This window comes from Pseudonocardia terrae (genome assembly GCF_021343995.1).
GTDB lineage: Bacteria > Actinomycetota > Actinomycetes > Mycobacteriales > Pseudonocardiaceae > Pseudonocardia > Pseudonocardia terrae.
This window is the reverse complement of sequence record NZ_JAJTTE010000022.1, coordinates 94,669-113,174: the sequence shown is the minus strand read 5'-3', so window position 1 is coordinate 113,174 and position 18,506 is coordinate 94,669. Positions and strand designations below refer to the sequence as shown.

24 protein-coding genes and 1 pseudogene are annotated in these 18,506 nt (G+C 74.2%); 17 read left to right on the top strand and 8 right to left on the bottom strand.

Annotation, left to right across the window (positions count from 1 at the left end):
- The 4 genes and pseudogenes from LWC33_RS16840 to LWC33_RS16825 all read right to left on the bottom strand — a co-directional run.
- A pseudogene (locus tag LWC33_RS16840) lies at window positions 1-247 on the bottom strand (hypothetical protein); the annotation flags it as partial.
- A gap of 8 nt (window positions 248-255) precedes the next feature.
- A complete protein-coding gene (locus LWC33_RS16835) occupies window positions 256-429 on the bottom strand; it encodes a hypothetical protein (protein ID WP_233305333.1) in 174 nt (57 codons plus the stop codon).
- A 220-nt stretch (window positions 430-649) separates the two neighbouring features.
- Window positions 650-2,092 carry an MFS transporter gene (locus LWC33_RS16830; protein WP_233305332.1) on the bottom strand — a complete coding sequence of 481 codons (1,443 nt, stop codon included), beginning with the start codon at window positions 2,090-2,092 and terminating at the stop codon, window positions 650-652.
- 453 nt (window positions 2,093-2,545) lie between these two features.
- The gene (locus tag LWC33_RS16825) at window positions 2,546-2,908 is read right to left on the bottom strand and encodes an STAS domain-containing protein (RefSeq protein WP_233305331.1); all 363 of its coding nucleotides are present in this window, start codon (window positions 2,906-2,908) and stop codon (window positions 2,546-2,548) included.
- A gap of 216 nt (window positions 2,909-3,124) precedes the next feature.
- Here LWC33_RS16825 and LWC33_RS16820 point away from each other — a divergent pair, with 216 nt between their 5' ends.
- From LWC33_RS16820 to LWC33_RS16805, 4 genes are all read left to right on the top strand, one after another.
- Window positions 3,125-3,724: a flavodoxin family protein gene (locus tag LWC33_RS16820; protein WP_233305330.1), complete on the top strand. Its 600-nt coding sequence runs from the start codon at window positions 3,125-3,127 to the stop codon at window positions 3,722-3,724.
- A 30-nt stretch (window positions 3,725-3,754) separates the two neighbouring features.
- Window positions 3,755-4,954, top strand: coding sequence for an alcohol dehydrogenase catalytic domain-containing protein (locus LWC33_RS16815; RefSeq protein ID WP_233305329.1), 1,200 nt, complete (start codon window positions 3,755-3,757; stop codon window positions 4,952-4,954).
- Window positions 4,951-5,283, top strand: a complete 333-nt coding sequence (locus LWC33_RS16810) for a DUF3140 domain-containing protein (RefSeq protein WP_233305328.1) — start codon at window positions 4,951-4,953, stop codon at window positions 5,281-5,283. Before LWC33_RS16815 ends, LWC33_RS16810 begins: the two co-directional genes overlap by 4 nt.
- A 91-nt stretch (window positions 5,284-5,374) precedes the next feature.
- Window positions 5,375-5,647, top strand: a complete 273-nt coding sequence (locus LWC33_RS16805; protein WP_233305327.1) for a DUF3040 domain-containing protein — start codon at window positions 5,375-5,377, stop codon at window positions 5,645-5,647.
- A gap of 3 nt (window positions 5,648-5,650) precedes the next feature.
- On the opposite strand, the gene LWC33_RS16800 is transcribed toward LWC33_RS16805, so the two are convergent.
- On the bottom strand, window positions 5,651-6,271 hold the full coding sequence (locus LWC33_RS16800) for a ribonuclease H family protein (protein WP_233305343.1): 621 nt from the start codon (window positions 6,269-6,271) through the stop codon (window positions 5,651-5,653).
- 88 nt (window positions 6,272-6,359) lie between these two features.
- Here LWC33_RS16800 and LWC33_RS16795 point away from each other — a divergent pair, with 88 nt between their 5' ends.
- The gene (locus LWC33_RS16795; protein WP_233305326.1) at window positions 6,360-8,006 is read left to right on the top strand and encodes a cation:proton antiporter; all 1,647 of its coding nucleotides are present in this window, start codon (window positions 6,360-6,362) and stop codon (window positions 8,004-8,006) included.
- Between the two features lie 4 nt (window positions 8,007-8,010).
- Here the strand turns inward: LWC33_RS16795 and LWC33_RS16790 are convergent, their stop codons facing one another.
- Window positions 8,011-8,760, bottom strand: a complete 750-nt coding sequence (locus LWC33_RS16790; RefSeq protein WP_233305325.1) for a G1 family glutamic endopeptidase — start codon at window positions 8,758-8,760, stop codon at window positions 8,011-8,013.
- A 359-nt stretch (window positions 8,761-9,119) separates the two neighbouring features.
- Between LWC33_RS16790 and LWC33_RS16785 the strand changes: the two genes are divergently transcribed.
- The 12 genes from LWC33_RS16785 (at window position 9,120) to ku (ending at window position 16,701) form a co-directional block, all read left to right on the top strand.
- Complete coding sequence (locus LWC33_RS16785; protein ID WP_233305324.1) at window positions 9,120-9,572, top strand: hypothetical protein; 453 nt, start codon at window positions 9,120-9,122, stop codon at window positions 9,570-9,572.
- Window positions 9,573-9,953: 381 nt separating this feature from the next.
- On the top strand, window positions 9,954-10,718 hold the full coding sequence (locus tag LWC33_RS16780; RefSeq protein ID WP_233305323.1) for a hypothetical protein: 765 nt from the start codon (window positions 9,954-9,956) through the stop codon (window positions 10,716-10,718).
- Window positions 10,711-12,003, top strand: a complete 1,293-nt coding sequence (locus tag LWC33_RS16775; RefSeq protein ID WP_233305322.1) for an SRPBCC family protein — start codon at window positions 10,711-10,713, stop codon at window positions 12,001-12,003. The genes LWC33_RS16780 and LWC33_RS16775 overlap by 8 nt, the downstream gene beginning before the upstream one ends.
- A gap of 3 nt (window positions 12,004-12,006) precedes the next feature.
- A complete protein-coding gene (gene gvpJ, locus LWC33_RS16770; protein WP_233305321.1) occupies window positions 12,007-12,444 on the top strand; it encodes a gas vesicle protein GvpJ in 438 nt (145 codons plus the stop codon).
- Window positions 12,441-13,172, top strand: coding sequence for a GvpL/GvpF family gas vesicle protein (locus LWC33_RS16765; protein WP_233305320.1), 732 nt, complete (start codon window positions 12,441-12,443; stop codon window positions 13,170-13,172). Before gvpJ ends, LWC33_RS16765 begins: the two co-directional genes overlap by 4 nt.
- 6 nt (window positions 13,173-13,178) lie before the next feature.
- Window positions 13,179-13,409, top strand: a complete 231-nt coding sequence (locus LWC33_RS16760; RefSeq protein WP_233305319.1) for a gas vesicle protein GvpG — start codon at window positions 13,179-13,181, stop codon at window positions 13,407-13,409.
- Window positions 13,410-13,422: 13 nt separating this feature from the next.
- Complete coding sequence (gene gvpO, locus LWC33_RS16755) at window positions 13,423-13,866, top strand: gas vesicle protein GvpO (RefSeq protein ID WP_233305318.1); 444 nt, start codon at window positions 13,423-13,425, stop codon at window positions 13,864-13,866.
- Window positions 13,863-14,264: a gas vesicle protein gene (locus tag LWC33_RS16750; protein ID WP_233305317.1), complete on the top strand. Its 402-nt coding sequence runs from the start codon at window positions 13,863-13,865 to the stop codon at window positions 14,262-14,264. The genes gvpO and LWC33_RS16750 overlap by 4 nt, the downstream gene beginning before the upstream one ends.
- Window positions 14,261-15,010, top strand: coding sequence for a GvpL/GvpF family gas vesicle protein (locus tag LWC33_RS16745; RefSeq protein WP_233305316.1), 750 nt, complete (start codon window positions 14,261-14,263; stop codon window positions 15,008-15,010). Before LWC33_RS16750 ends, LWC33_RS16745 begins: the two co-directional genes overlap by 4 nt.
- Entirely contained in the window at window positions 15,007-15,294 is a 288-nt protein-coding gene (locus LWC33_RS16740; protein ID WP_233305315.1) for a gas vesicle protein, read from the top strand. The genes LWC33_RS16745 and LWC33_RS16740 overlap by 4 nt, the downstream gene beginning before the upstream one ends.
- Window positions 15,287-15,583, top strand: coding sequence for a gas vesicle protein K (locus LWC33_RS16735; RefSeq protein WP_233305314.1), 297 nt, complete (start codon window positions 15,287-15,289; stop codon window positions 15,581-15,583). Before LWC33_RS16740 ends, LWC33_RS16735 begins: the two co-directional genes overlap by 8 nt.
- 167 nt (window positions 15,584-15,750) lie before the next feature.
- The gene (gene ku / locus LWC33_RS16730; RefSeq protein WP_233305313.1) at window positions 15,751-16,701 is read left to right on the top strand and encodes a non-homologous end joining protein Ku; all 951 of its coding nucleotides are present in this window, start codon (window positions 15,751-15,753) and stop codon (window positions 16,699-16,701) included.
- 92 nt (window positions 16,702-16,793) lie between these two features.
- On the opposite strand, the gene LWC33_RS16725 is transcribed toward ku, so the two are convergent.
- A complete protein-coding gene (locus LWC33_RS16725) occupies window positions 16,794-17,870 on the bottom strand; it encodes a glutamate--cysteine ligase (protein ID WP_233305312.1) in 1,077 nt (358 codons plus the stop codon).
- 33 nt (window positions 17,871-17,903) lie between these two features.
- On the bottom strand, window positions 17,904-18,359 hold the full coding sequence (locus LWC33_RS16720) for a DUF3040 domain-containing protein (protein ID WP_233305311.1): 456 nt from the start codon (window positions 18,357-18,359) through the stop codon (window positions 17,904-17,906).
- Window positions 18,360-18,506: the final 147 nt, after the last annotated feature.

Below are 18,506 nucleotides of genomic sequence, written 5' to 3'. Positions count from 1 at the left end.
CGCCGTGCTCGCCGGTCCCGCCGTGCTCGCCGGTCCCGCCGTGCTCGCCGGTCCCGGAAGGCTCGGCGTTCCCGCGGGGCTCGCCGTTCCCACTGTCGCCGCCCTCCCCGCCGTGCTCGTCGCTGCCGTCGCCGTCGCCGCCGTCCTCGAGCGGAGTGCCGGGCTCCGGCAGGGCGTCGACGACCAGGACCAGGTCCCGGGCCAGCTGGCCGACCACGACGACCTCGGGGACGACCGGCACGTCCATGCCGGGGATCAGTACTCCGGGTCGCCCGGGCGGGGCGGCGAGCAGTTGTTCGCCACGTTCATCTGCTCGGCCAGCTCGTCGACCCGCTCCTCGCGCGCGCGGTCGTCGTCCTCCGCGGTCGCGGTGCGGCTGTCGGTGCGGGTGTCGCGGTCCTCGCGGTCCTCACGGCCGGGGTCCTGCACGGAAGGGCCTCCCTCGTCCTGTCGCGGCGGTCCGGGTCCGGCGTACCCGATGACACCGGCGCCACACGCCGCCCGCCGCGCCGGCACGCCCACACACCGCCCGTAGCAGGTCGTCACGCCTGCAGCTCCGGCCCGTCACTCCCGTAGCCCCGTCACTCCCGTAGCCCGGTCACTCCCGTAGCCCGGTCACTCCCGCAGCCCCGTCACTCCCGCAGCCCCGTCACTCCCGCAGCACCGCCGCGACCGGCGGGGAGTGGAACGCGGTGCCCTCGCCCTCCGTCCAGCGCCGCAGGTCGGGCGTCTGCGGCCCGGAGCCGCCGAGGAGCAGCACGGCGGTCAGCACGACCGCGCCGACGCCGGTGACCGCCACGCCGATCAGGATCGTGCGGTCGATCGCACCGGGGCCGTCGGACATGGCCAGCTTCATCACCACCGGCGCCGCGAGGAACGCCGCCTCCGAGCGCAGCAGCTGGACGAGCGCGAAGGCCGGTCCGAGCCGGGGTGCGGGCACGCTGAGCGCGCCGAGGAACAGGCCAGGTCCGACGCCGGTGCCGGCGCCCAGCCCGAGCAGGAACCCCGCCACGGCGGCGGTCGGGAGCCCGCCGCCGCTCAGCAGCACACCTCCCGCCGCACACACGGTGACCAGGCCGCCGAGCACCAGCACGGGCGGCCAGCGGGTCGGCAGCACCCGCACGATCAGCAGGATCGCCAGCACCATCCCCGCCACCTCGGTCGCCAGCGTCGCGCCGACGACGACCGGGGAGTGCCCCTCGACCTGCTGGAGCCGCAGGACGGCCAGCTCGGTGAAGGCGGTGAACCCGGCCCCGGTGATCATCGCCGCGCCGACGCCGGTGATCGGCAGCGTGTGGGCGATCAGCCGGGCCGGCATCAGCGGGTGCTCCTTGCGGTACTCGCGCACCACGAGCAGGAGGAGGGCGGCGAGCCCGACGGCCGTCGGCACCACGAAGCCGGGGGAGGTGGGCGGGCTCCCGACGAGCATGCTCACCCCCACGAACGGCAGGAAGGTCGCGGCCGCGGCGAGCGGGATCCCGGACGGGTCGAACCCCATCCGGGGCGCCTCGGCCTCGCCGCGCTCGAAGCCGAGCATCCCCACCACGAACCCGGCGATTCCGATCGCGGCGGCCCCGGCGAACACCCAACGCCACGCCCCGGGCGCGGCGGCGAACCCGCCGAGCGACGTGCCGAGCACCGATCCGCCGAAGAGCCCCAGATTGATGAGCGCGACGGTGAGCGGGACCCGCCGCGGCCCGTGTCCGGTCACGGCCGGCGGCAGCGCCACCACGAGCAGCATCCCGCTGCCCAGCCCCAGCAGCACGCGACCCGCGATCAGTGCACCGTTCGACCCGGCGAGCGCCGCCACGCCGGCCCCGGCCGCGATGAGCAGGGTGCAGCCGAGGTAGATCCGGCGGGGGTCGATGCGGCGGACGAGGTCGGCGGCGACCACCACGCTGAACGCGTAGGAGGCGTTGGCCAGCCCCTGGCCGAGCTGCAGCCCGGCGCGGTCGGTGCCGAGCTCGTGCGCCTGTACCGCGGTGAACAGGAACGGCGCGGTCGAGAGCAGCACGAAGGGGGCCAGGCCGAGCAGGGCCAGGGCGACGCCCGTGGACCAGCGGCCGGCGAGGCACGGCGATGGCAACGTCATCGGGGGCACCGCGGTTCGGTCAGGCACCGCGGTGGGGTCATCGGGAGCACCGCGCTGGGCGGCACGACGGGGCCGGGAGCAGGCACATGCTCCCCGCCTTCCCGGCGGCCGGGCGCCCCAACCGGCGGGGGATCGACCGCGACCGACTGAGCTCGGCGGGCGGCCCGACCGAGGGATCGGCCCCGATGAGCTCGGCGCGCGGCCGTGCGGCCCGACCGGGGCAGACCGCGACCGGTGCAGTTCAGCGGGCGTCTGAGACGCGACCGGGGCATCGCTTGCGATCGGCGCAGTTCAGCGGGCGTGTGCGACGCGCCCGGGGCACCAATTGCGATCCGCGCATTTCAGATCCGCGCATTTCAGCGGGCGGCCGTGCAGCCCGATCGGGGCCGACCCCGACCGGCGCATCTCGGCGAGCGCCCGAGCGGCCCGACCGGGGCGTCGATCGCGACCGGCTCAGCTCAGCGGACGACCCCGCGACTCGGCGTAGAGGGGCGTGGGCGCCGCCGGAACGGTTTCGCTCGCCGGGATCCCCAGGGCCCGCAGGATCATGTGGGCCGGCCGGTGCTCGTCGCAGACCAGGTGCAGCCCGCCGCCCCGGGGCTCGAGGTCGTCGCGCAGCCGCAGCAACTCGCGCACCCCGCCGGCGCACAGGTGCTGCAGGCCGTCGAGCACCAGGACGACCACGGTGCGGTCCACCTCGGCGAGTCGCTGCAGGTCGGTGCGGAAGCACCCGAGGCTCGCGAGATCGACCTCGCCGCTGAGGTGCGCGACGAGGTAGCCCGGCTCCGGGCGGTCCTCGAGCTCGATCTCGACCATGGCCCTGTCCTGCATCGGCGGTGCGCCTCCCCGTAGGAGGAGATCGCGCGCTGCGTGGTTGAACGCCGCGACTCCGAGAAGCACCCATGCTGGCACGCCCGTACCGGTCGGCGTAACCCCCGGACGTGGCGCGCCGCCCGGTCGGGCCGTCGTTTGCCGCACCCGCGGCCGGGTATCGCACCTCGCGACCGTCGTCCGGCGAACGGGAGGCCTGGCATGCTCACCGCACTGGCCCTGAACTGCACGCTGAACCCGTCGCCGACGGGGTCGAGCACCCAGACGATGATCGACGAGGTGCTCGCCGCCCTCAAGCAGCACGACGTCGTGGGCGACTCGATCCGCGTGATCGACCACGACGTGCGCCCCGGCGTGCAGCCCGACATGGGCGACGGCGACGAGTGGCCGGCGCTGCGGTCGCGGATCCTCGACTCCGACATCCTCGTGTTCGCCACCCCGACCTGGGTCGGGCACCCGAGCAGCATCGCCCAGCGCGTGCTGGAGCGCCTCGACGCCGAGATCTCCGAGACGGACGACGAGGGCCGGCCGCTGATGGTCGGCAAGGTCGCGGTGGCCGCCGTCGTCGGCAACGAGGACGGCGCCCACAAGATCGCCGCCGACCTGTTCCAGGCGCTCAACGACACCGGGTTCACGGTGCCGGCGCAGGGGTCCGTCTACTGGAACGGCGAGGCGATGTCCGGCAACGACTACAAGGACCTCGACGACACCCCCGAGCCGGTGGTGGCCACGACCGCCACCCTCGCCGCGAACGCGGCGCACCTGGCCCGGCTGCTGAACGAGCACCAGTACCCCGCCTGAGGCCCTCACGCAGGGCAGGAAGGAGCCGTCGTGCGCGCACTCACCTGGCACGGCAAGCGCGACGTCCGCGTGGACACCCATCCGGACCCGTCGATCAAGGATCCCGACGACGTGATCGTGCAGATCACCTCGACCGGGCTGTGCGGGTCCGACCTGCACCTGTACGAGGTGCTGGGGCCGTTCCTCGGCCAGGGCGACATCCTCGGCCACGAGCCGATGGGCATCGTCGCGGAGAAGGGCCCGGGCGTGACCTCGCTCGACGTCGGCGACCGCGTCGTGGTGCCGTTCAACGTCTCCTGCGGGACCTGCTGGATGTGCGAGCGCGGGCTGCACTCGCAGTGCGAGACCACTCAGAACCGCGAGCAGGGCATGGGCGCCTCGCTGTTCGGCTACACGAAGCTCTACGGCCAGGTGCCGGGCGGGCAGGCGGAGTTCCTGCGCGTGCCGTTCGGCGACAAGCTGCCGATCAAGGTGCCGGAGGGCCCGCCGGACGACCGCTTCGTCTACCTCTCCGACGTCCTGCCCACGGCCTGGCAGGCCGTGGCCTACGCCGACCCGCCCCGCGACGGCAGCCTCGTCGTCCTCGGGCTGGGCCCGATCGGCGACATGTGCGCCCGGATCGCCAAGCACCGCGGGGTCGAGACGGTCATCGGCATCGACCTGGTGCCCGAGCGGCTCGCCCGGGCGCAGAACCGCGGTGTGACCGCCATCGACCTGCGCGAGGCCGGCAAGGACGTCGTCGACGCGGTCCGCGCCCTCACCGGCGGCCGCGGCGCCGACGCGGTGATCGACGCGGTGGGGATGGAGGCGCACGGTTCGCCGTTCGGCAAGATCGCCCACCAGCTCGCCGGCTACCTGCCCGACGCACTGGCCGCGCCGTTCATGAAGACCGCCGGCGTGGACCGGCTGGCGGCCCTGCAGATGGCGATCGAGCTCGTGCGCCGCGGCGGCACGATCTCGCTGTCCGGCGTCTACGGCGGCATGGCCGACCCGATGCCGATGCTGCAGATGTTCGACAAGCAGATCCAGCTGCGGATGGGCCAGGCGAACGTCCACCGCTGGGTGCCGGACCTGCTGCCGCTGCTCACCGACGACGACCCGCTGGGCACCGAGGACTTCGCGACACACCACGTGCCGCTCGAGTCCGCACCCGACGCCTACAAGATGTTCCAGGAGAAGCGCGACGGGGCGGTGAAGGTCCTGTTCAAGCCCGGGACCGCGGTGACGTGAGCGCGAAGGGCGACGAGGACGTCCACCGGGAGTTCGGCGAGGCGGTCAACATGACCGCCGCCGAGCTCGAGAAGTGGCTGGCGACCGAAGAGTCCGAGGACGCGGGCCAGCACGACGGCGGCGAGTCCGTCGGCCACGCGTCCGGGCGCAGGATCGTGGACATCCTGCGCAGCAAGAAGGCCGACCTCTCCTCCGACGACGAGAAGCACATGCGCACCGTGGTCGGCTACGTGCACCGGCACCTGGCGCAGAAGCCGAAGGGCGACGTCACCGAGACGAAGTGGCGGTACTCGCTGATGAACTGGGGACACGACCCCCTGAAGGACTGACGGCCGAGGGCCCCTGAAGGGTTGACACGGAAGGACGGTTGACCGGGCAGGCGCGGAGGAGTGTGCTCTCCGGCAGGAGCGAGGGGGAGCCATGCTCAGCGACGAGGACCGGCGCCGGCTACAGGACATCGAGGCGGCGATCCGGATGGAGGACCCGCGGTTCGCCGACCGTCTCGCGGAGGGGAGGGCCCCCGCGCGCGCCCGGAGGGCGGTGGCGCTCGTCCTCGTCGCGCTCGGCGTGCTGGGCCTGCTCGCCGGGATGGCGCTGCTGTCCGGGGTGATGATGTTGTTCGCCGTGCTGGTCACCGGGATGGGCGCCGCCCTCTGGTTCCGGCACGGCGGCCGGCGCCGCCCCGCCGGGTGACGGTCAGGCGACCAGGCGCGACTGCTCCACGGCGAGCGCGTCGACGAGGTCGTTCATCTCGTCCCCGGAGTGGCCCTTCACCCACCGGAAGGACACGTCGCCGCGCTCGTTGACCAGCGTGATCAGCGGCTCCCACAGGTCGCGGCTGACGACCGGCTTGCGCGCGCTCGTCGTCCAGCCGCGGGCGAGCCAGCCCTTCCACCAGCCGTCCCGGAAGCAGTTGACGACGTAGGTCGAGTCGCTGACCACCACCAGCGGGCCGTCCAGGGTCCGGACCGCCTCCAGCGCCGCCCGGATCTCCATGCGCTGGTTGGTGGTGCCCGCCTCGCCGCCGCTGTCCTGCCGGCCGTCCCGGGTGGCCCAGGCCCAGCCGCCGGGGCCCGGGTTGCCGGAGCATGCGCCGTCCGTCCACACCTCGAGGGCGCCCTCGGCGGCGGGCATGTCCGGGCGCGGGGCCGACCGCGTGGGCCGGGCGGTGAGCGTGCCGGCGCTCGTCTCACCGCTGGTCGTGGCGGCAGTGGCGCACGCCGAGTGCGCCCAGGCCTTCCCCGACTTCGCGATCTCCTCGCCGGGGCGGACAGGACTCGAGCAGACGCCGCAGGTGGTGGCGTACTTCGCGGTCATCGGCACCCGGGCAGCCTACGACCCGGCGTCCGCTCCTCCGCCCGGGCTCCCGGCATGCCCGGGCCGCCGGCCGGGTACCGCTCGCTGCGTGCCGACCCAGGTCCTGCTCGTGGTCCTCGTGCTGGCGGCGGGGGTGGTGCTGGGCCGCCTCGTCAGCCGGCGGACGGGGCTGCCCGAGGCCGCCGTCTACGTGCTGCTCGGGGTCGCGGCGGCGTTCCTCCCCGGCATGGGCGAGGTCCGGCTCTCGCCGGACCTGGTGCTGCTGGTGTTCCTGCCGCCCCTGATCTACTACGCCGCCTTCTTCAGCGACCCGCGGGAGACCGCGAACAACCTGGTCCCCGTCGTCGGACAGTCCGTCGGGCTCGTCGTGGCGACGGCCGCCGCCGTGGGCGGATCGCTCCTGCTGGTCTTCCCCGACGTCGGCTGGGCGGCCGCGATCGCGTTCGGCGCCGCCGTCGCGCCGCCCGACCCCGTGGCCGCGGGCTCGGTGCTGCAACGGCTGGGGGCGCCGCGCCGGCTGGTCACCGTGCTGGAGTCCGAGGGGCTGGTCAACGACGGCGTCGCGCTCACCCTGTTCGCCGTCGCGATCGCCGCGGTCGGCGCCACGACCTCGGTAGGGCAGGTCGGCCTCCAGCTGCTGATCGAGGTCGGCGGGGGCATCGGGTTCGGGCTCGTCGTGGGGATCATCAGTGCGACGCTGCGCCGGTTCGTCCGGGACACGGCGAGCCACGTGATCCTCTCCCTGGTCACGCCGTACCTGGCGTTCGTGCCGGCACAGGAGCTGCACTCCTCCGGCGTGCTCGCGACGGTCACCGCTGCCGTCTGGCTCGGGGTCCGTGGCCGCGGGCTGGTCGAGCCGACGGTCCGGCTGCATTCCGAGACCTTCTGGACCGTGTTGAACTCGCTGCTCGTCGCGGTGCTGTTCGTGCTGCTGGGGATCCAGGTGCCGGCCGTGGTGCGTGAGGTCGGGGCCTACCCGTGGTCCGGCCTCGCGGTCGCGGCGGCGGCGGTCGTCGCGGCCGCGATCCTCGTCCGGCTGGCGTGGGTGATGCTGGTGGCCCCGCTGGGGGCCCTGCTGCCGGTTCGGGAGGAGCTGGCCGCGCAGATGCCCTGGCAGGAACGGGTGGTGCTCGGCTGGTGCGGCCCCCGCGGCGCCGTGTCGCTGGCGGTGGCGCTGTCGATCCCGCTCACGGCCGCGAACGGGGCGCCGTTCCCGCGCCGGGACCTGCTGCTGTTCCTCACCGTCGTGGTGGTCCTGGCGACCCTGGTCGGGCAGACCGTCCCCCTGCCCTGGCTGTTGCGGGTGCTGCGGCTGCGGCCCGACGAGCGGGAGCGCACCGAGGGCGTCCGGGCCCGCCGGGCGGCGGTCGACGCCGCACTGCGCGAGCTCGACGAGGTCGCCGAGCGCGACGAGCCCCCGCCGGCCGGGGTGGAGGAGCTGCGCCAGATCCTGGAGCTGCGGCGCGACCACCTCCGGGACCAGCTGGAGGCGACCCGGCACGCGCACCGCCACGGCGACGACGCGGCGGATCCCGCCCGGTCCGGCCCGTCCGGGGACGGGGGCGCGGTCTCCGACACCGGCGCCGACGTGAGCGCGCTGCGGCTGCGCCTGGTGGAGGTCGAGCGCGAGACGTTGCGCCGGATGCAGGCCCGGGGGGAGATCAGCCGCCCGACGATGGTGGCGATCAGCCAGGAGCTCGACCTCGACGAGACGCAGCTGCGCCGGCGGCGGTGAGGGCCTACTGGTGCAGGTAGGTGACCGTGAAGCTGCCGCCCTGCACCGGCCCGGTCCGGGTCTGCTGCACGCCGCTCGTGCCGGACTCGAAGCCCACCGGGTTGTAGGAGGCCAGCGACTTGCCGTCCACGGTGGCGCCGGAGACCGTGAGGCTGCCGAACGAGGGGAACGCACCCGTGGGCGACTCGAGGACGACCTCGGCCGACGAGTGGTCGTCCTGGAGGAGGGCCGTGTGCGCGGTCCGCGTCCAGCCCTGCGTCGTGTCGGCGACGGTGTAGCTGTAGCCCGTCGCGGTCCGCTGCACGCTCGCGGTCATCCGGTCGCCCGCGGCGACCGCGTCGGGGTGGTAGACCGGCGCCTGCGGCGCCGCCTCGTACCAGGCGCGGTAGACCGGCTTCCCGGAGGCGCAGGTGATCTCGAGCCCGGTCTGCTGCACGGTCCCGGTCACGACGCCGCCCAGGCCCACCCACTGCCCGGCGATCTGGGTGGGCGCACCACAGCGCACGGCCGGCGCCGACCACGCCGCGGACACCCTGCTGAAGCCGGTCCCGACCGCCGCCCAGCCGGACCAGTTGGACCCGGTGACCCGCTGGTAGCCGGCGGTGCTCGCGGTCGTTGCCGGTCCGGTGGTCCCCGTTGCCGGCGGCGCCGCGGCCGCAACACCCGGCAGGCCGAGCAGCAGCGCGACCGCGCCCGCCACCGCTGCCGCGGCGCCGACCCTCCGGCGCCCGTACCGTCCCCCTGCTCCCGTCATGACGCACCCCCACCTTGCGGCCCACAGGTGCGTCAGCCAAGCACGCCGCACCGCCCGGAGGACAGGCCGACCGGCCCTTGTCCCGGGGTGGGCCGAAGGCTCAGCACAGCTGCGGCAGCACCGTGTCGGCCCAGCCCCGGGAGAAGCCGTCGTGGTCCGCGCAGCGCGCGAACCGGCTGTACCCCCGGCGTCGCTGGGCCGGTCGGGGGAACATCCAGCCGCCCGCTCGTCGGCTCCGCTGCGACGGACGGGCGGATTCGGCACCGGGTGCCCCGCGGGGCGAGTGGCGCGGGTCCGATTCGGGGTAGACGGCGCGGGAGTGCCGCACGCCCCGGGCGGCGCCAGGCGGGGAGGACGACATGCTGCCCATGACGGCGCTGGAGATCGACGACCGGGCCCCGCGGTCGAGCAACGGGACCCGACCGGCAGCCCCCGGCCCCGTCGAGCGCCGGAACGCCGCGGTCGCCGACCTGAAGGAGAGCCTGCGCGAGCTGCTGCGGACGCTGCTGCGCAAGTCCGTCGGGCTCGTGCTGGAGCATGTCGAGGACCTCGGCGCGATGTTCCAGAAGATGACCACCTCCGGCGGGCTCGCCATGGGCGCGGTGCTGGGCGGCGTCCGTGCCGGGATGGCCGGGAAGAACCCGATCTGGGGCGCGCTGAAAGGCGCGGTCGGGGCCATGAGCACGGGAATGCGGGTTGCGATCATTCTCGCCCTGGTGCTCGCGATCGTGTTGTTGCCGATCACCGTGGTGTTGCTGCTGGTCGCGCTGATCGTGCTGATCGTCGTGGCCGCCGCCAAAGCGGGATCCTGACGATCCGGTGGCCTCGGGGGAAGTGTCCACTCCGGAATCTTTCGGCTGCGGTAGATCTCCGCCCCGAACCGTGCGCACACGCCTGCTCTCGGGCTGTGACCTGCTGCTGCTCCGACCGGGCGGTAGTCGCTCGTTCGGCCCAACGTGCTCACGAAGACGCTCCAACTCGAGTCACCCAGGTGTTTCACGATCATTTCCGGGAAATGGACCGGGCGGGTGGGCCGAACGGCGCAAAAATGGCCGATGTCGGCGCTCGGCGTGTGGCGCCAGATCCGTTCGGGTAGAAGCTCCTGACCCCGGTTCGGAGCCCGGGCGCGAGCGGTCCGGTGACATCCGTCCTTTCGCGTGGGTGCGAACCGGCCACCACAACATGGAGGCACGATGAAATGCGGCGCACGGGTGGCCCTCGGGGTAGCCGGCGGCTACTTCCTGGGACGCACCAAGAAGATGAAGCTCGCCCTGATGCTCGGCGGGATGGCCGCGGGGCGTCGTGCGGGCAGCCCGGCTGAGCTCCTGGCCCAGGGCACCAAGCTGCTCAACAGCTCCCCGGAGCTCTCGGCGCTGACCGACGTGGTCCGGGGGCGCCTGCTGGAGGCGGGCAAGGGCGCCGCCATGGCCGTGGCGGCGCGCCAGGTCGCCGCGCTCACCGACCGCGTCGGCCAGAAGGTCGAGTCGCTCGCGGACGCCGGGTCGGGCGCGAAGGACAAGGCCGGCAAGGCGAAGGGCAAGGCGAAGGACACCGCGTCGGACGCCGCGGACGCCGGGGAGTCCGCCGGCGGGGCGAGCGCGGACGCCACCGAGAGCGCCGTGGAGAGCGCTCGCGACGTCGCCGGCGGCGGGAGCGACGACGAGGCCGACCGGGGCGCCGAGCAGGAGCCGGAGCAGGAGTCGGAGCAGGAGTCGGAGCAGGAGTCGGACCAGGAACCCGAGCAGGAGCCCGAGGAGCAGCCGAAGCCGCGCCGGCGCACCGCCAAGGCGCAGGGCGCGGCGCGTGGGACGGGGTCCCGGGCCGCCGGCTCCGGTCGTCGCACCGCGGCCGCGGGCACCGCCACAGCGCGGACCGGGGCGCGGGCCGCCGCCGGCGGCGCCAAGGCCGCCTCGGGCCGCGGCAAGGCCGCCGCCAAGCGGAGGAGCAGCGATGCCTGACACCTCCAAACTCGCCGAGGCGCTGCCGTCCGATGCGTTGAAGGATGCCGGCTCCAAGCTCCTGTCGATGCTGGTGCAGCGGGCCGCCGAGGCCGCGACGGATCGGGTGACGAGCCTGACCGACCGCCTCGACACCGTCACCGAGAACGGCGGCTCCGGGCTGCGTGAAGCGCTGGGCCGCGGGCGCGACGACGACGCCGACGACGACGCCGACTCTGACGAGGACGGCGACGGTGGTGGCAAGAAGGGCGGCGGGTTCTTCTCCGGGCTCAAGGAGAAGGTCGGCGGCCTGTTCGGCGGGGGTGGCGACGACTCCGAGGGCGGAGGCGGCGGCAGCGGCGGCGGCAAGAAGGTCAAGCTGATCAACATCGTCGAGGAGCAGGACGTCGGCCTGCCCGTGCGGACCACGTACAACCTGTGGACGCAGTACGCCGACTTCCCGGGCTTCATGAAGAAGGTCGAGAGCGTCGACCAGATCGCCGACGAGAAGACCCACTGGAAGGCGCAGATCTTCCTGTCCCACCGCGAGTGGGAGGCGACGACCATGGAGCAGGTCGCCGACTCGCACGTCATGTGGCGGTCCAAGGGCGTCAAGGGACACGTCGACGGCGCGGTGAGCTTCACCGAGCTGGGGCCGAACCTCACCCGGATCCTGCTGGTGCTCGAGTACCACCCGCAGGGCCTGTTCGAGCGCACCGGCAACATCTGGCGCGCGCAGGGCCGCCGGGCGCGGCTGGAGTTCAAGCACTTCCGCCGGCACGCCATGACCACCGCGATGCTGCACCAGGACGAGATCGAGGGCTGGCGCGGCGAGATCCGCGACGGCGAGGTCGTCCGGACCCACGAGGAGGCGCTGGAGGACGAGCGGCGCGCCCGCGAGGAGGAGGGCGAGCCCGAGGAGCGCGACGAGTACGCCGAGGACTACGGCGACGAGGGCGACGAGGGCGACGAGGGCGAGCCCGCCGCCGAGTACGACGAGGACTACGACGAGGAGGAGGCCCCCGAGGGCGAGACCGAGGAGGCCCCCGCCGACGAGGCCGACGAGTACGACGAGGAGGAGCCCGAGGACTACGACGAGGCCGACGAGGCCGACGAGTACTCCGACGAGGAACCGGACGAGGAGTACGAGGAGTCCGACGAGGCGGACACCGCCGGCGAGGAGGACCGCGACCGGGACACCGGCCGGGACACCGACGAGGACACCGAACCCGACGAGGAGCCGCGCCCGGCCCGCCGCCGCACCGCACGACGGCAGCCCGCAGGCGCCGGCGGAAGGAGTCGATGAGCGATGACGGTGGCGACCCAGACGGGCGGCGGAGGGCACGTCGACCGCGGCGGCGGGGGCGGTTCGAGCGGCCTCGCCGACGTCGTCGAGCTGATCCTCGACAAGGGCCTGGTCATCGACGTGTTCGTGCGGGTGTCGCTGGTGGGGATCGAGATCCTCACCATCGACGCGCGCGTGGTCGTGGCGAGCGTGGACACCTTCCTCCGCTTCGCGGAGGCCACGAACCGTCTCGACCTCTACGGCAAGGGCAAGGGCGGCAAGGACCTCACCGAGCTCACCCAGGGGATGATGGAGGGCGGCGCCAAGGGCAAGACCGCCGGCGCCCTCGACGCGGCCGTCGACAAGGTCGGGGAGCTCCTGGGCGGCAACAACCGCGAGGAGGAGCAGGAGGAGGCGCCGCGCCGCCGGCGGCCGCAGCGGACCCGGGAGCGTGAGGCGTGAGCCCGACGTACGTCTATGGACTGGTCCGCTCCGACGCCGAGCTGCCCGAGGACCTCGTGGGGCTCGGTCCGTCGGGCACGGTCTCCACAGTGGTGCACGAGAAGGTCGCGGCGATCGTCGGCGACGTCCCGCTCGACCGGCCGCTCGGCACCCGGGACGACCTGGTGGCCCACGAGGCCGTGGTGGACTCGGTGGCCGCGCACACGACGGTGCTCCCGATGCGGTTCCCGGCCGTGATCGAGGAGGAGGGCGTGCTCGAGGAGCTCCTCGAGCCGCACCACGACCGGTTCGTCCGGGCGCTGGACCAGCTCGAGGGCACGGTCCAGTACACCCTCAAGGGGCGCTACGACCAGGACGTCCTGCTCCGCGAGGTCGTCGAGGAGGACTCGGGGGTGCGCGAGCTGCAGGAGCGCATCCGCGGGGTCCCCGAGGACGCGGCCTACTACGACCGCGTCAAGCTCGGCGAGCTGATCGTCAAGGCGCTCGAGGAGCGCCGCGACGTCGACGCCAAGGACATCCTGGACCGCATCGGGCCGTTCGCCGAGGCGGTCTCGGCCACCACGCCGACCCAGCCCGAGGACGTCGTCAACGCGGCGTTCCTGGTACGACGGGACGGGGCGGAGGAGTTCGAGGCGGCCGTGGAGGAGCTCGGTGGGGACACCCACGAGTGGCTGAAGCTGCGGTTGCTCGGGCCGCTCGCCCCGTACGATTTCGTCCCGGAGGAGTGATCACGGATGGGTATCGTGTCGGGTTTGTTGGGGCTGCCGCTGGCACCGATGCGCGGCGTCCTGTGGCTGGCGCAGCAGATCCAGGACCAGGCCGAGCAGCAGTACTACGACCCGGCGCGGATCCGTTCCGAGCTGGAGTGGGTCGACGAGGCCCGCCGCACCGGCGAGCTGTCCGAGTCCGAGGCCGCCGAGCGCGAGAACGAGTTGCTCCAGCGGCTGATGGTGCGTCGCGCCTGACCCGGGGGGGCGGATGACGGACGAACACTCCGACGCCGGGCGGGAGCGCCCCGCTCGCCGCGCTGCTCCCCGGCGCGGCGAGCGGGCCGGCGCGCCCGCGAAGCGGCAGGCGAGGAAACCGGCCGGGGAGCCGACGGGGGACGGGGGGACCGGGTCCGGGGGAGCCACGCGCGACGGGGGCGCGCGCAACGGCCGGGTGCTGCCGGCCGAGGCCGCCCGCCGGGCGGCCGAGCAGATCGTGTCGCTGACCGGCCGCGAGCTGGAGTCGGTGGTGTCGATCGAGCGGCGCGACGAGGGCTGGCTGATCGGTGTGGAGGTCGTCGAGACCCGCCGGATCCCGGACTCGGCCGACATCCTGGCCGTCTTCGAGGCGGAGGTCGACGAGGACGGCGACCTCTACGGGTACCGCCGCACCGGCCGCTACAGCCGGGGACAGATGCACAGAGGAGGACGATGACGAGCGGAGGCCTTCCGGTACCCGGACGCACTGCGCGACCGCCGGAACACCGCGTGGAGTCGACGAACCTCGCCGACATCCTCGAGCGCGTGCTGGACAAGGGCATCGTGATCGCGGGCGACATCCGGGTGAACCTGCTCGACATCGAGCTGCTCACCATCAAGATCAGGCTGCTCGTCGCCTCGGTCGACAAGGCCCGCGAGATGGGTATCGACTGGTGGGAGCACGACCCGAGCCTCAGCTCCGGCCAGCGGGACCTGAACGAGGAGAACCGCCGGCTGCGGCAGCGGATCGGTGACCTCGAGGCGGCCCGCACGCCGGAGCTGGAGAACGGCGCGGCCCCGGAGCCGGAGCCCTCGCGCGCGCGGACGGCCCGCGCCCGGGGGGAGCGCGAATGAGCCTGGTCTGGTTGTACGCGGTGCGCCTCGGCGGGGCCGACCGGCCGCCCGCCGGCCCCGGCGTCGACGGCGAGCGTCCCCGGTTCGTCGCCGAGGGCCCGCTCGTCGCGGTCGTCGGCACGGTGCGCGAGGAGGAGTTCGACGAGGCCGCGCTCGCCCGCGCGATGGAGGACCTGGGCCGCATCGAGCGGCTCGCCCGCGCGCACCATGCGGTGATCGTGGAGACGGCGGCCGAGGAGCCGACCGCGCCGCTGCGGCTCGCCACCCTCTACCGGGACGACGAGGCCGTCGCCCGGACGCTGCGCGAGCGTGCGGACGAGTTCGGGCGGGTGCTCGAGCGGGTCCGCGACCGGCAGGAGTGGGGCGTCAAGGTCTACGTCGACGCGAAGCCCGAGGCGGCCGCCGAGGAGCCCGCGTCGTCCGGGAAGCCGGGCACGGCCTACCTGCTGCGCCGGCGTGCCGATCGGGACCGCGGAGCCCAGGCCCGCGAGCGCGCCCGCGCCGTCGCCGACCGCATCGACGAGACGCTCGCCCGGGTCGCGGCGGCGGCGCACCGGATGAAGCCGCAGGACGCCCGGCTCAGCGGCCGCGCGCAGGAGATGGTGCTCAACGCGACGTACCTGGTCGACGCGGCCGCCGAGGAGGACTTCCGCGCGGCGCTCGCCGCGGTGGAGGCGGAGGGGGCGACGGTCGAGCTCACCGGCCCCTGGCCGCCCTTCTCCTTCGCCACGCTGGGGGAGTCGTGACGCTCGCTCGATCCGATGGTCGGGGTCGCGAGCTCCCCCTCCACGCCGACGACGAGATCACCCTGGTCGACCTGCTCGACCGGCTGCTCGCCGGGGGCGTGATGCTGACCGGCGACATCACGATCTCGTTGGCCGACGTCGACCTCGTCCACGTCTCGCTCCGCGCGTTGATCAGCTCGGTGGCCACGCTGATGGAGGGCCGCGAGCCCACCGCGCTCCCCGACGCCGCGCTGGAGGGGGCCGACCCGACCGGCGTCGAGGTCAGGGAGGTGCGGCGTGCCTGAGCTGCCCCGCCGCATCGACGCCCAGCCGGACACCGTCGGGCGCGACCTCGGCCGGCTGGTGCTCACGATCGTCGAGCTGCTGCGCCAGCTGATGGAACGGCAGGCGCTGCGCCGGGTCGACGCCGGCGACCTGCCCGACGAGAAGATCGAGCAGCTCGGCCTGGGGCTGATGCGGCTCGAGGAGGCGATGGTCGAGCTGCGCGAGCACTTCGGGCTGGAGCCGGGCGACCTGAACATCGACCTGGGCCCGCTCGGCAACCTGCTGGGGCCGGAGGCCGGCTCGCGCTGACGGACACCGACCCGGTACCGACCGGCCTCGACCGGCCCTGACGAGCGGCTGACCGGCGCCGACGGGTGACCGGCCCCGACGGGTGACCGGCGCCGACGGGTGACCGGCCGCGGCTGCGGGTACCCGGTCGCCGAACCGGAGCGACCGGGCGGGACGAAGGAGGCGGCGTGGCACGCGCGATCTGGACGGGCTCGATCACCTTCGGGCTGGTGTCGATCCCGGTGGGGCTCTTCACCGCCACGGACGACCACACCGTGCACTTCCACCAGTTCGAGCGCGGCACCTCGGACCGCATCCGCAACCAGCGGGTCAACGAGCGCACCGGCGAGGAGGTCGACTACGGCGACATCGTCAAGGGCGCGGAGGTCGGCGACGGCGAGTACGTCGTCGTCGAGCAGGAGGAGCTGGACCAGATCGCGCCCGGCCGCTCCCGCACCCTCGACATCTCGGACTTCGTCGACCTCGCCGACATCGACCCGGTCTACTACCAGCGCACCTACTGGCTGGCCCCGACCGGCGACGAGTACCGCAAGCCCTACGCCCTGCTCCGCGAGGCCATGATGCAGGGCGACAAGGCCGCGATCGGCACGTTCGTGATGCGCGGCAAGGAGTACCTGGCCGCGGTACGTGCCGACGGCGACGTCCTGGCCCTGCACACCCTGCACTTCGCCGACGAGGTCCGCGATCCGTCGAAGGAGCTGGAGAACGTCCCGACGCGCCGGACCAAGCCGGGGGAGAAGGAGCTGCGGATGGCCACGCAGCTGATCGAGTCGATGAGCGGGCCGTGGAAGCCCGAGCAGTACCGCGACACCTACCGCGACCGGGTCGACCAGCTGATCGAGGACAAGAAGCAGGGCCGGGAGATCGTCACCGAGTCCGAGCCGCCGGAGCCCACCGAGATGTCGGCGCTGCTGGAGGCCCTGCAGCGCAGCGTCGAGGAGGCCCGGGGGAAGAAGTCGGGGTCGGGCGGGAAGTCCGGCGGCGGGTCCAGCGGTCGATCGGGCGGGAGCAAGTCGACCGGGAGCAAGTCGGCCGGGAGCAAGTCGAGCGGGAGCAGGTCGGGCGGGAGCAAGTCGGGCGGGAAGTCCTCCTCGGGCTCGCGCCGCAAGGCCTCCTGACCCCGACCCTCCGGCCGGCGCCGCCGGTCGACGCAGTCGGTTCAGCGCAGTCGGTTCCGCGCAGTCGGTTCAGCGCAGTCGGTCCCGCGCCCTCAGTCCCGCGCCGCCAGCGCGTCGAGCACGACGGCGCGGAGGTCGCCGCCCTTCTCGAGGGCGCGGCGCTGGTGGGTGGCGCCGGGGCGGCGGGCGACCAGGGACTGCCACAGCTCGGTGACGGTGTCGTGGTCGCCGGCCGCGCGCAGGGCCGGACCGACGTGGTCGAGCAGTGCGCGCACGACGTCGGCCGCCGGGGTGGGCCGCCAGGTGTGCGGGTGCAGCAGGTCCGAGTCCAGCCCCGACCGGCTCGCCCGCCAGGCGGCCAGCCGCAGGATCTCGGTGCGCACCGGATCGGCCGGCACGCCCTCGGCCCACTCCTGGGCCGCCGTCTCGACCAGGGCGCGGGTCAGGGCGGCGACGAGGACGGCGTCGGCGGGCTCGCGGCAGACGTCCGCGACCCGCACCTCGAGGGTCGGCTGGTGGTGCGAGAGGCGGGCGTCGAAGTAGAGCATGCCCTGGTCGAGCAGGGTGTCCGTGCCGAGCAGGGCCTCGGTGAGCTCGCGGTACGCGACGGCCGAGCCGTACGGGCCGGTCGGGCCCGCGGAGGGCCAGCGCCCCCAGACCTGGGTGCGGAAGCCCGCGTAGCCGGTGTCGGTGCCCGCCCAGAACGGCGAGTTGACCGACAGCGCGAGCAGCACCGCGAGCCAGGGCCGGATCCGGTCGAGCGCGCCGACCGCCTCGTCGTCGGACTCCACCGCGACGTGCACGTGACAGGCGCAGGTCAGCTGCTCGCGCCCGATGCGCCCGAAGCGCTCCACCATTGCGCGGTAGCGGGCGTCCGGGGAGACGTGGGCGTCCGCCGGGACCGGCGGGGTACCGAGGGGGACGGCCTCCACAGCCGCGGCCCGCGCCGCCTTCGCGGCCTCCGCGCGCCGGGTGCGGATCTCGCCGAGCAGGTCGCCGAGGTCGCGGACCGGGTCGGTCGCCGTCTCCACCTGCTCGGCCTGCAGCTCGCCGGTGAGCTCGGCCTCCCCGGACCGGCGCAGCACGGTCGCGCCGACGGCGCGTGGCTCGCCCGAGTCCGGATCGACCAGCAGGAACTCCTCCTCGACGCCCAGCGTGCGCACGGCCACGCGATCAGTATCGCGGGCGGCGAGGAGGACGGCTCAGCCGCCGCGCCCGACGCGGCGCAGGGAGCGGCACCAGAACCCGCCGACGGCCCCGAGCGCCGCACCGACCAGGGCGTACACGGGCCGTCCGGCCACGAGCCCGACGAGCAGCCCGATCGCGGACATCACGGCGAGCACGGCGATCGCGGCGATCTCGGGGGCGGGGGAGGGCGGTTCCGGCTCGTCGTCCTCCTCACCGGTCTCGCCGGTGCCCTCGGCGCCGCCGGTGCTGCCGGTGCCGCCGGCGCCGCCGTCGACCGCCGGGGCGGGGGCGCCCGCTCCGGGCCCCGCGTCGGGGACCGGGGCCGCGGGCGCGGCCCGGCCCGGGCTCGGCTCGACGGCCCCGGGAACCTCCCGCGGGTCCGCCGTGAGCTGCCGGGCGAGCCGGGGGTCCTCCCGTTCGAGGAACCTGCCGATCGCCGCGAGGGCCGCCCGTTCCTTGCTGCTGAGCACCGTGTGCTCCTCTCGTCCGGGTTGCCGCACCGACTACCCGGGACCGGTGGACCGAACCGCCGCGCGGGCCACCGGTCGGACCGGATCGCCCGGGGCAGCCTGGCGGGATGGGTCGCCGGGGCAGGGGTCGCCGGAGCAGGGGTCGCC

Excerpts from the sequence above, each read along its gene's own strand:
- LWC33_RS16830 (WP_233305332.1), bottom strand. The coding sequence starts at position 2,092 with ATGACGTTGCCATCGCCGTGCCTCGCCGGCCGCTGGTCCACGGGCGTC.
- LWC33_RS16825 (WP_233305331.1), bottom strand. The coding sequence starts at position 2,908 with ATGGTCGAGATCGAGCTCGAGGACCGCCCGGAGCCGGGCTACCTCGTC.
- LWC33_RS16820 (WP_233305330.1), top strand. The coding sequence starts at position 3,125 with ATGCTCACCGCACTGGCCCTGAACTGCACGCTGAACCCGTCGCCGACG.
- LWC33_RS16805 (WP_233305327.1), top strand. The coding sequence starts at position 5,375 with ATGCTCAGCGACGAGGACCGGCGCCGGCTACAGGACATCGAGGCGGCG.
- LWC33_RS16800 (WP_233305343.1), bottom strand. The coding sequence starts at position 6,271 with ATGACCGCGAAGTACGCCACCACCTGCGGCGTCTGCTCGAGTCCTGTC.
- LWC33_RS16790 (WP_233305325.1), bottom strand. The coding sequence starts at position 8,760 with ATGACGGGAGCAGGGGGACGGTACGGGCGCCGGAGGGTCGGCGCCGCG.
- LWC33_RS16785 (WP_233305324.1), top strand. The coding sequence starts at position 9,120 with ATGCTGCCCATGACGGCGCTGGAGATCGACGACCGGGCCCCGCGGTCG.
- LWC33_RS16780 (WP_233305323.1), top strand. The coding sequence starts at position 9,954 with ATGAAATGCGGCGCACGGGTGGCCCTCGGGGTAGCCGGCGGCTACTTC.
- LWC33_RS16775 (WP_233305322.1), top strand. The coding sequence starts at position 10,711 with ATGCCTGACACCTCCAAACTCGCCGAGGCGCTGCCGTCCGATGCGTTG.
- gvpJ (WP_233305321.1), top strand. The coding sequence starts at position 12,007 with ATGACGGTGGCGACCCAGACGGGCGGCGGAGGGCACGTCGACCGCGGC.
- LWC33_RS16760 (WP_233305319.1), top strand. The coding sequence starts at position 13,179 with ATGGGTATCGTGTCGGGTTTGTTGGGGCTGCCGCTGGCACCGATGCGC.
- gvpO (WP_233305318.1), top strand. The coding sequence starts at position 13,423 with ATGACGGACGAACACTCCGACGCCGGGCGGGAGCGCCCCGCTCGCCGC.
- LWC33_RS16750 (WP_233305317.1), top strand. The coding sequence starts at position 13,863 with ATGACGAGCGGAGGCCTTCCGGTACCCGGACGCACTGCGCGACCGCCG.
- LWC33_RS16745 (WP_233305316.1), top strand. The coding sequence starts at position 14,261 with ATGAGCCTGGTCTGGTTGTACGCGGTGCGCCTCGGCGGGGCCGACCGG.